This is a genomic window from Flavobacterium sp. (assembly GCF_025352425.1).
Lineage (GTDB): Bacteria > Bacteroidota > Bacteroidia > Flavobacteriales > Flavobacteriaceae > Flavobacterium.
On the sequence record NZ_JANXTI010000103.1, the window covers coordinates 88,391 to 96,703 of the forward strand.

The window sequence follows — 8,313 nt, forward strand, 5'->3', positions numbered from 1 at the left end:
AGCTAGCTTCAATCGGGGCTATTTGGAAAACTTTCTTCCTTTCCAACTAAAGTTTCCAAACAACGAATAAATTCCCACTAAACTTGAGAAGAAAGGATAAATAATACTGCTTGCTATTGGCACAAAAACCTTTCCTCTTCTTAGATAACTATTCGATTTATAAAGAAGAATATAATCTACTAAATATTTTACACCAAAGGCACTCAATAAGATTCTCCAATCGAATTTACCAACAACCAACAACCAACAACTAACAACCAAGCTAAGGTTCATCAACAAAACAATAACTGCCAAAAACTTAGCATACGTGCTTTTATAGCCAGTCGATTTACCTGCCCAGCGAACACGCTGCATAAAAAGTTTGAACAAATCGTTTTCGGGTTTGGTTTTTACAATGATGTTGTTGTTTTTTAAATAATGCACTTTGTCCTTATTGGCATTGACCGCTTTTTGCAGCAAGAATACATCATCGCCACCGGCTTTGTCATTAATTCCGCCAAAACCGCCAATTTCATTAAAGAATTTTTTGGTGTAGGCAAAATTGGCACCATTACACATAAATGGCTTTCCAATGCCAAAACTTCCAATAGTCACGCCTTGCAAACTCATCAAATCCAACTGTTGAAAATGATGGAACCAGTTATTTTTGGCTTTATACATTACAGCGCCAACAACCATTTGGGGATTGTGATTTTGGATGTAATTGTCTAATGTCAACAACCAATTTTTATTCACAATACAATCGGCATCGGTAGTAATAACCCAATCATGCTTTGCAATAGGCATAGCCCGACCGATAGCATCTTTTTTTGGCGAACCGGAAAGATGAAGGTTTTCCAGAAGCGTCGTATCCAAATGTTCATGTTTCATTCGCCATTGTATGCAAATACGTTCCGAATTATCTGTTGAAAAATCATCGACTAGGATAATTTCAATCATTTTATGAGGATAATCCAAATTGGAAATCGATTCTAAAAGGGTTGTTAGATTTGCAGCTTCATTTCGAAAAGGGACAACAATAGTAAACGCTGTTTTCGGAGCCAAATCAGTTACGTCAAAAGTCTTTACTTTGTTGAATCCGAAAATTAATTGAATAATTAAAGTGGCATAGACCACTAAAATAACAAGCACTGCAATTGAAATTATTCCCATTTAGGTTTGAATTTAAGTACATAATAACTTCCAATAACGACAGGTAAAACCACATTCAAAAACCACATAAGTGTCGAAATAAAAACCACAATCCATTCATTTACGCCAAATTTTCCAAAGAAAAAAACGGCGATGCTTCCTTTTACTGCAAAATCCAGAAACTGGAAACTTGGTAATGACGAGGCCAAAAAATAAACGGCTGCAATGGTTGCCATCATTGTTAGATAAGGTAAATCTACATCAAAAGCGAGAAATAAAAAATAGTATTGATGCGAAAAAACCAAATAGCGACCAAGTGCGAGAAGATTGTTCTTTTGATGGATTCGCTTCGGAATTTCATTGATTTTGTGAATGAGTTTTTCAATGGAATAGCCTTTAATTTTTATTTCTTTTGAGAGGAAAGAAGCAAGAAGCAAGAGAAAAGAAACTCCAATAATTGCTAATGCCCATTTCCAATAGCCAAGAATAAATAATCCGATAGTTCCAAAAACAATGGTCAGAATCATTTGAATTCCGTTGCAAACAAGATTTAGAAAAATGATTGCCTTGGTTTTCTTTTTGTCAAAAAACAATGCTTTTCCGGCATATTCTCCGAGTCCATTTGGTGTAAAAATTCCGGCAGTCAAAGCCCCGAGAACCTGCTTAGTTGATTCGCCAAGGGAAATAGTTTTAAAGAATGAAATCAAATTTTGCCATTTCAGGATTTCCAGAAACCGATTGACAAAACTGAATGCAAGTAAAAACAGAATTCCCCCAAAACTTGCTTTTTCTTTGACTAAACTTATGAATTTTTGCCAGTTGAGTTTGTCATTATTGGCTAATTGGTCGTAGATGAAATAAAAAGCCGCAGTTACAATCAAAACTTTGACTAGAAAAACGATGAATTGTTTAGCTTTGTGAGGAATTGTAATCATTGTTACAAATTAACAAAAATTAAACTTGGCAAACGAGCGCATCATATTAGGAATTGACCCGGGAACTACGATTATGGGTTTTGGTTTGATAAAAGTGGTGAACAAAAAAATGGAATTCATTCAATTGAACGAATTGATTTTGAGCAAATATGACGACCATTATACCAAACTAAAAATCATTTTTGAACGAACAATCGAACTAATCGAAACGCATCATCCGGACGAAATTGCGATTGAAGCGCCTTTCTTTGGAAAGAATGTTCAGTCGATGCTCAAACTCGGAAGAGCACAAGGTGTTGCAATGGCTGCGGGTTTGTCGCGTCAAATACCGATTACCGAGTACGAACCCAAGAAAATCAAAATGGCAATCACCGGAAACGGAAATGCAAGCAAAGAGCAAGTTGCCAAAATGCTGCAACAGCTTTTGGGTTTAAAAGAACTACCAAAAAACCTTGATTCCACGGATGGATTGGCAGCGGCAGTTTGTCATTTTTTTAATAGTGGAAAAGTAGTTGGTGAAAAAAGTTATACTGGTTGGGATGCTTTTGTCAAACAGAATGAGGAAAGGGTAAAAAAATAATGTCAGGCATCTACATCCACATCCCTTTCTGCAAGCAGGCTTGTCATTATTGTGACTTTCACTTTTCGACTTCGTTAAAGAAGAAAGATGAAATGGTTTTGGCCTTAGCCAAAGAATTAGCATTGCGTAAAAATGAATTTGAGGATGAGGTCGTTGAAACGATTTATTTCGGTGGCGGAACACCTTCAATATTGGAGATTGCAGATTTAAATTTTTTGATTGATGCAGTTTATTCAAACTACAATGTTATTGACAACCCAGAAATCACTATAGAAGCAAATCCCGATGATTTAACAGGAACACGAATAACCGAATTATCAAATAGCCCAATTAACCGCTTAAGCATCGGCATCCAGTCTTTTTTTGAAGATGATTTGAAACTGATGAACCGCGCACACAATTCGGAGGAAGCCAGAAAATGTCTTGAAATTGCCACGCAATATTTTGATAATATTTCCATTGATTTGATATATGGAGTTCCCGGAATGTCAAATGATAAATGGCTGCAAAATGTCGAAACTGCCTTATCTTTCAATGTGCCGCATATTTCAAGTTACGCTTTGACGGTTGAACCAAAAACGGCTTTGCATACATTTATTCAAAAAGGAATTATTGCTCAGCCTGATGATGAAGTGGCACAGGAGCATTTCCATTTGTTGGTTGACAAGCTTGAAGAAAAGGGATTTATTCATTATGAGCTGTCTAATTTTGGAAAGGAAAATTATTTCTCCAAAAACAATTCGAGCTATTGGCTTGATAAAAAATATATCGGCATTGGACCGTCGGCTCACAGTTATAACGGAATATCCAGAAGCTGGAATATATCGAATAATACGCTTTATCTAAAATCATTTGGTGAAAATCAATTACCTTCTGAAACCGAAACATTAACCCTGACAGACCGTTACAACGAATATGTGATGACGGGCTTGCGAACCATTTGGGGAATTTCTTTGGAGAGAATTGAACAGGAATTTGGCAAAAGCTTTTTGGATTATTTGAACCAACAAGCTGCTAAGTATATCGAAGACCATTTGCTATTTGTTGACGATAACATTTTACGAACAACCAAAAGCGGGAAGTTTTTAAGTGACGGAATTGCGTCCGACTTATTTTTGCTAAATTTGGGATGATAATCTAACCACTAAGAACACTAAGAAGGCAGAATGACCACAAAGCTTAGTGAACTTAGTGTAAAACTTAGTGACCTTCGTGGTTAAATTTATGATAGCAAAAATTCAAAACTTCGAAATTGACTTATCAAAACCCATTGATATTTCTCTTCCGTTAACCAATACGGATGCCAATCCGATTGCCTGGTATATTGAAAAGCCAACAATAGAAGCGGTTCGCTTTGGTGATTGGATTGGAAAAGTTTCAGAAGGCAGTTCGACCAATTTCAATAATATTTTCTTTAATCCTCATGGTCACGGAACACATACCGAATGCCTCGGACATATTACACGAGAGTTTTACAGCATCAATCAATGTCTGAAACAGTTTTTCTTTACAGCCGAATTGATTTCGATTAAATCGGAAAGTATTGGGAACGATTTAGCAATTACCAAAACACAAATCGAAAGAGCGTTAAATTGTAAAACTCCTGAAGCTATCATCATTAGAACATTGCCAAACTTAGAATCCAAAAAACATAAAAACTATTCCAAAACGAATCCTCCTTACTTACTGCAGGAAGCTGCGATTTTCATTCGCGAAAGCGGTATCAAACATTTGCTGATTGATTTGCCAAGTGTTGACAGGGAAGAAGATGAAGGACGGTTATTGGCGCACAAAGCCTTTTGGAACGTTAAAGATGTCAACAATCTTAACGCCGACGCACGATTGGATTGCACGATTACCGAAATGATTTTTGTGGATCAAAACATTCAAGATGGAAGTTATATTTTGAATATACAAATTGCTTCTTTTGAAAATGATGCTTCACCAAGCAAACCTGTTTTGTATAAAATATGATAACCATTTCCACAGATAAAAACAAACTAAATGTTCCGTTTATTCAAAACTTTTTGAAAGATATTTATTGGGCAGCGGGACGAACAATTGATGAAGTTCAAACAACCATTGATGCTTCGATTTGCTTCGGAATTTATTTGAATGATGAGCAAATTGGTTTTGCCAGAGTTGTTACCGACTATATAGTTTTTGCTTATTTGATGGATGTTTTTATTGATGAAGTTCATCGTGGCAAAGGTTATTCTAGTATTTTGATTGAAGCCATGATGAATGAACCCCAATTACAGCAGGTGAAAATCTGGCGATTAGCTACGTCTGACGCACATTTTTTGTATGAAAAATTCGGATTTACTGCATTGGCACATCCAGAAAAAATGATGGAGAAAGTTATAAAATAAGATTATGAATATTCAACAATTATACGAATTCTGTCTTTTCAAAAAAGCGGTAACCGAACACTTTCCTTTTGATGAAGATACATTGGTTTTTAAAGTTGGCGGTAAAATGTTTTGCCTTACATCTTTAAAAGAGTGGGAAAACGGAACTCCGGCTTTAAACTTAAAATGTGATCCAGAAAGGGCAGAAGAACTCCGTGCCAGATATGAAGCAATTAATCCGGGATATCATATGAGTAAAATTCATTGGAATACAGTTGATTTTCATTCTGATGTTAACGATAAAATGATGTGCGAATTAATCAATCATTCTTATGATTTGGTTTATAAAAGTTTGACTAAAAAAATTCGTGATGAAATTGAAAAGGAAGCTGATTAGCTTCCTTTATTTTTTACATTGATTTCTTCTGTTTTTCTACAAAACCATCGGCCTGAAGTTTGAGTAATTCGGTTGCGCCTTTCTTTTTGTAGTTGTACAATTCCTTGTCGTCCCGAATGTCAGCATAAACTTTGTCATAAATATCGGCATCGGTTTTCTTCTGTAACTCGCTTTGATAACGATTTTGGGAAATGACGTTTTTGATTCCCATTTCTAAATCTTCCTGCTTGAAATCAAATTCACCTTTTGGCGATAATAATTTGGCAATAATTGGCGATGTTTCTATGGCTAAAAATAACAGCATAATGAACAATGATGGCAGTGATGGTAACTTTCCTAAAGCATTGATTCGTGCCATCAAGCCATCAAAACCATCAATTATGGGTTGGGTTTCAGTTACTTTTTTATCTAAATCGGTTTGCAATGTTTTAGCTCTGGCTTCTTTATCGGCAATGATTTTAGCATTATTTATTTTCAATGAATCCAATTGTTTGGAAGCCAAATCATGTGCGATTCTTTTTTCTTTATAAATTGGACCTTTCCCTATTTTTTTGGTTCCCGCCGAGCCTTCTGCTTCCGTAATATAGGATTGATACAAACCAGCTACTTCTTTTTCTTTTTTGGCAATGCCCGATTTTAAACTATCCATTTCGGCTTTGTTTTTATCGACATCGGATTTGAAATAATTTGCAACCTGATTTTTATTGGCAATTGCCATTTCATTTTTCTGCTTTAGCAAAACGGTGTTGATTTCCTTTTCGAAGATTTTGATTTCCAATGGTTTTGAGATTACGATAGCAATAATAATCGCCAACAAAATCCGTGGTGAAGCCTGAATTAATTCATCAAGGAAACTATCTCTTTTCTTAATTGTAGAAACAATAAACCTGTCTAGATTGAAAATTAAAAATCCCCAAACTATTCCAAATGCAATAGCAATATAGGGATTGTCGAAAACGGTGTAAAGGGCATAACTACTGGCAATAAATGCCATAACTGCTGTAAAGAAAACGGTAGCGCCAATGCCGGCATATTTGTTTTGCTCGCCGTTTGAGCAGGAGTTCACGATGTCACTATCGACACCTGAACACAGGAGGAAAAAACGTTTTAACATGATAATTTATTTTTGATGATTGATGATTACACAAATATAACGCCAAAAGGTTTAGTTTATTATAAGGTGTTAATTTTAATCAAAAAACCCACCAAATTCGAGCGGGTTTTTCTTATGTAAAAATTCATCAGCATGAATTCAACAAATGATCAGCATGAATTGAAACGTTTGTCAAGACGAATTAAATCCTGCGAATTCCTATTTACTCAATTCCACAAAATACTTGTAAAACAGCGGAATCGTTTCAATGCCTTTTAGGTAATTAAAAATGCCGAAATGTTCATTTGGTGAATGGATCGCATCAGAATCCAATCCGAATCCCATTAAGATAGTTTTTGATTTCAATTCTTTTTCAAATAAGGCCACAATTGGAATACTTCCGCCGGAACGAACCGGAATTGCTGGAACACCAAAGGTTTCAGTATATGCTTTATTTGCGGCTTTATAGCCAATGCTGTCAATTGGCGTTACATAACCTTGACCGCCGTGATGTGGTGTTACTTTGACCTTAACCGATTTTGGCGCAATGCTCACAAAATGTTTTGAAAATAATTTCGTAATTTCATTCCAATCCTGATTTGGCACCAAACGCATCGATATTTTTGCATAAGCTTTGCTTGCTATCACAGTTTTTGCGCCTTCTCCAGTATATCCGCCCCAAATTCCGTTAACATCTAAAGTTGGACGAATGGAATTCCTTTCGTTAGTTACATAACCGGTTTCGCCATAAACTTCTTCAATGTCTAAAGCTTTTTTATAAGCGTCTAAACTGAATGGTGCTTTTGCCATTTCTGCTCTTTCGGCAGTAGTCAGTTCTTCTACATTATCATAAAACCCCGGAATGGTAATGTGATTGTTTTCATCGTGAAGCGAAGCAATCATTTTGGTTAATACATTAATCGGATTTGCAACAGCTCCGCCATATAATCCGGAATGTAAGTCGCGATTAGGGCCAGTAACTTCTACTTCTACATAGCTCAAACCACGTAAGCCGGTGGTTATACTTGGCTGTTGGTTAGAAATCATTCCCGTGTCGGAAATTAAAATCACGTCACAACTTAATTTCTCCTGATTTTTTTCTACAAACCAGCTCAGGCTTTTTGACCCAACTTCTTCTTCACCTTCAATCATGAATTTCACGTTGCAAGGCAGACTATTACTTTGAATCATATATTCAAATGCTTTGACATGCATATACATCTGACCTTTGTCATCGCAGGAACCACGCGCAAAAATGGCGCCCTCAGGATGAATGTCGGTGATTTTTATTATCGGTTCAAACGGTGGCGAAGTCCACAAATCCATTGGGTCCGGCGGTTGTACATCATAATGGCCATAAACTAAAATAGTAGGTAGATTTTTGTCGATAATATGTTCTCCAAAAACAATTGGATAACCAGGTGTTTCGCAAATTTCAACATGCTTGCAGCCGGCTTTTTCTAGCGACGCTTTCACCGCATCAGCTGTAGCAATCACATCGTGAGCATAAGCGCTATCTGCACTTACGGAAGGGATTTTTAATAACTCGATTAGTTCATTGATAAAACGTTCTTTGTTTTGTTGAACGTAGTTTTTTATGTTGTCCATGGGTTTCAGTTTGATAAGAATCAAAAGTACAAAAAAATGCTCCTGATTTTTTTTAAATATTTTCCTTTGAAAGTTTGAAGTTATGTTTATATTTGCACTCACATTTGCTGGCGCGAGTTCGCTAGCGCTCGTGCTGCGGGTATGGTGAAATTGGTAGACATGCCAGACTTAGGATCTGGTGCCGCAAGGCGTGTAGGTTCGAGTCCTATTACCCGCAC

9 protein-coding genes and 1 tRNA gene are annotated in these 8,313 nt (G+C 36.4%); 6 read left to right on the forward strand and 4 right to left on the reverse strand.

Annotation, left to right across the window (positions count from 1 at the left end; genetic code table 11):
- Window positions 1-18: 18 nt before the first annotated feature.
- Both Q0Q99_RS12785 and Q0Q99_RS12790 read right to left on the reverse strand, forming a co-directional pair.
- Entirely contained in the window at window positions 19-1,152 is a 1,134-nt protein-coding gene (locus tag Q0Q99_RS12785; RefSeq protein ID WP_293896684.1) for a glycosyltransferase, read from the reverse strand.
- Entirely contained in the window at window positions 1,143-2,066 is a 924-nt protein-coding gene (locus tag Q0Q99_RS12790; RefSeq protein WP_293896687.1) for a hypothetical protein, read from the reverse strand. The genes Q0Q99_RS12785 and Q0Q99_RS12790 overlap by 10 nt, the downstream gene beginning before the upstream one ends.
- A 25-nt stretch (window positions 2,067-2,091) precedes the next feature.
- Here Q0Q99_RS12790 and ruvC point away from each other — a divergent pair, with 25 nt between their 5' ends.
- The 5 genes from ruvC (at window position 2,092) to Q0Q99_RS12815 (ending at window position 5,394) form a co-directional block, all read left to right on the forward strand.
- Entirely contained in the window at window positions 2,092-2,646 is a 555-nt protein-coding gene (gene ruvC / locus Q0Q99_RS12795) for a crossover junction endodeoxyribonuclease RuvC (protein ID WP_293896690.1), read from the forward strand.
- Window positions 2,646-3,779, forward strand: a complete 1,134-nt coding sequence (gene hemW / locus Q0Q99_RS12800; protein ID WP_293896693.1) for a radical SAM family heme chaperone HemW — start codon at window positions 2,646-2,648, stop codon at window positions 3,777-3,779. The genes ruvC and hemW overlap by 1 nt, the downstream gene beginning before the upstream one ends.
- Window positions 3,780-3,870: 91 nt before the next feature.
- Window positions 3,871-4,620: a cyclase family protein gene (locus Q0Q99_RS12805; protein ID WP_293896696.1), complete on the forward strand. Its 750-nt coding sequence runs from the start codon at window positions 3,871-3,873 to the stop codon at window positions 4,618-4,620.
- The gene (locus Q0Q99_RS12810) at window positions 4,617-5,018 is read left to right on the forward strand and encodes a GNAT family N-acetyltransferase (protein WP_293896699.1); all 402 of its coding nucleotides are present in this window, start codon (window positions 4,617-4,619) and stop codon (window positions 5,016-5,018) included. The genes Q0Q99_RS12805 and Q0Q99_RS12810 overlap by 4 nt, the downstream gene beginning before the upstream one ends.
- A gap of 4 nt (window positions 5,019-5,022) precedes the next feature.
- Window positions 5,023-5,394 (forward strand): MmcQ/YjbR family DNA-binding protein, encoded by a 372-nt coding sequence (locus Q0Q99_RS12815; protein ID WP_293896702.1) that lies wholly within the window; start codon window positions 5,023-5,025, stop codon window positions 5,392-5,394.
- Between the two features lie 13 nt (window positions 5,395-5,407).
- Here Q0Q99_RS12815 and Q0Q99_RS12820 read toward each other — a convergent pair whose 3' ends face one another.
- Window positions 5,408-6,508 carry a DUF4407 domain-containing protein gene (locus Q0Q99_RS12820; RefSeq protein WP_293896705.1) on the reverse strand — a complete coding sequence of 367 codons (1,101 nt, stop codon included), beginning with the start codon at window positions 6,506-6,508 and terminating at the stop codon, window positions 5,408-5,410.
- 198 nt (window positions 6,509-6,706) lie between these two features.
- On the reverse strand, window positions 6,707-8,095 hold the full coding sequence (locus tag Q0Q99_RS12825; protein ID WP_293896708.1) for a dipeptidase: 1,389 nt from the start codon (window positions 8,093-8,095) through the stop codon (window positions 6,707-6,709).
- 135 nt (window positions 8,096-8,230) lie between these two features.
- On the opposite strand from Q0Q99_RS12825, the gene Q0Q99_RS12830 reads away from it, so the two are divergent.
- Window positions 8,231-8,312, forward strand: a tRNA-Leu gene (locus tag Q0Q99_RS12830).
- Window position 8,313 lies beyond the last annotated feature (1 nt).

Coding starts and splice junctions, on each gene's coding strand:
- Q0Q99_RS12825 (WP_293896708.1), bottom strand. CDS start 8,095: ATGGACAACATAAAAAACTACGTTCAACAAAACAAAGAACGTTTTATC.
- Q0Q99_RS12790 (WP_293896687.1), bottom strand. CDS start 2,066: ATGATTACAATTCCTCACAAAGCTAAACAATTCATCGTTTTTCTAGTC.
- Q0Q99_RS12810 (WP_293896699.1), top strand. CDS start 4,617: ATGATAACCATTTCCACAGATAAAAACAAACTAAATGTTCCGTTTATT.
- Q0Q99_RS12805 (WP_293896696.1), top strand. CDS start 3,871: ATGATAGCAAAAATTCAAAACTTCGAAATTGACTTATCAAAACCCATT.
- Q0Q99_RS12815 (WP_293896702.1), top strand. CDS start 5,023: ATGAATATTCAACAATTATACGAATTCTGTCTTTTCAAAAAAGCGGTA.
- Q0Q99_RS12785 (WP_293896684.1), bottom strand. CDS start 1,152: ATGGGAATAATTTCAATTGCAGTGCTTGTTATTTTAGTGGTCTATGCC.
- Q0Q99_RS12820 (WP_293896705.1), bottom strand. CDS start 6,508: ATGTTAAAACGTTTTTTCCTCCTGTGTTCAGGTGTCGATAGTGACATC.
- hemW (WP_293896693.1), top strand. CDS start 2,646: ATGTCAGGCATCTACATCCACATCCCTTTCTGCAAGCAGGCTTGTCAT.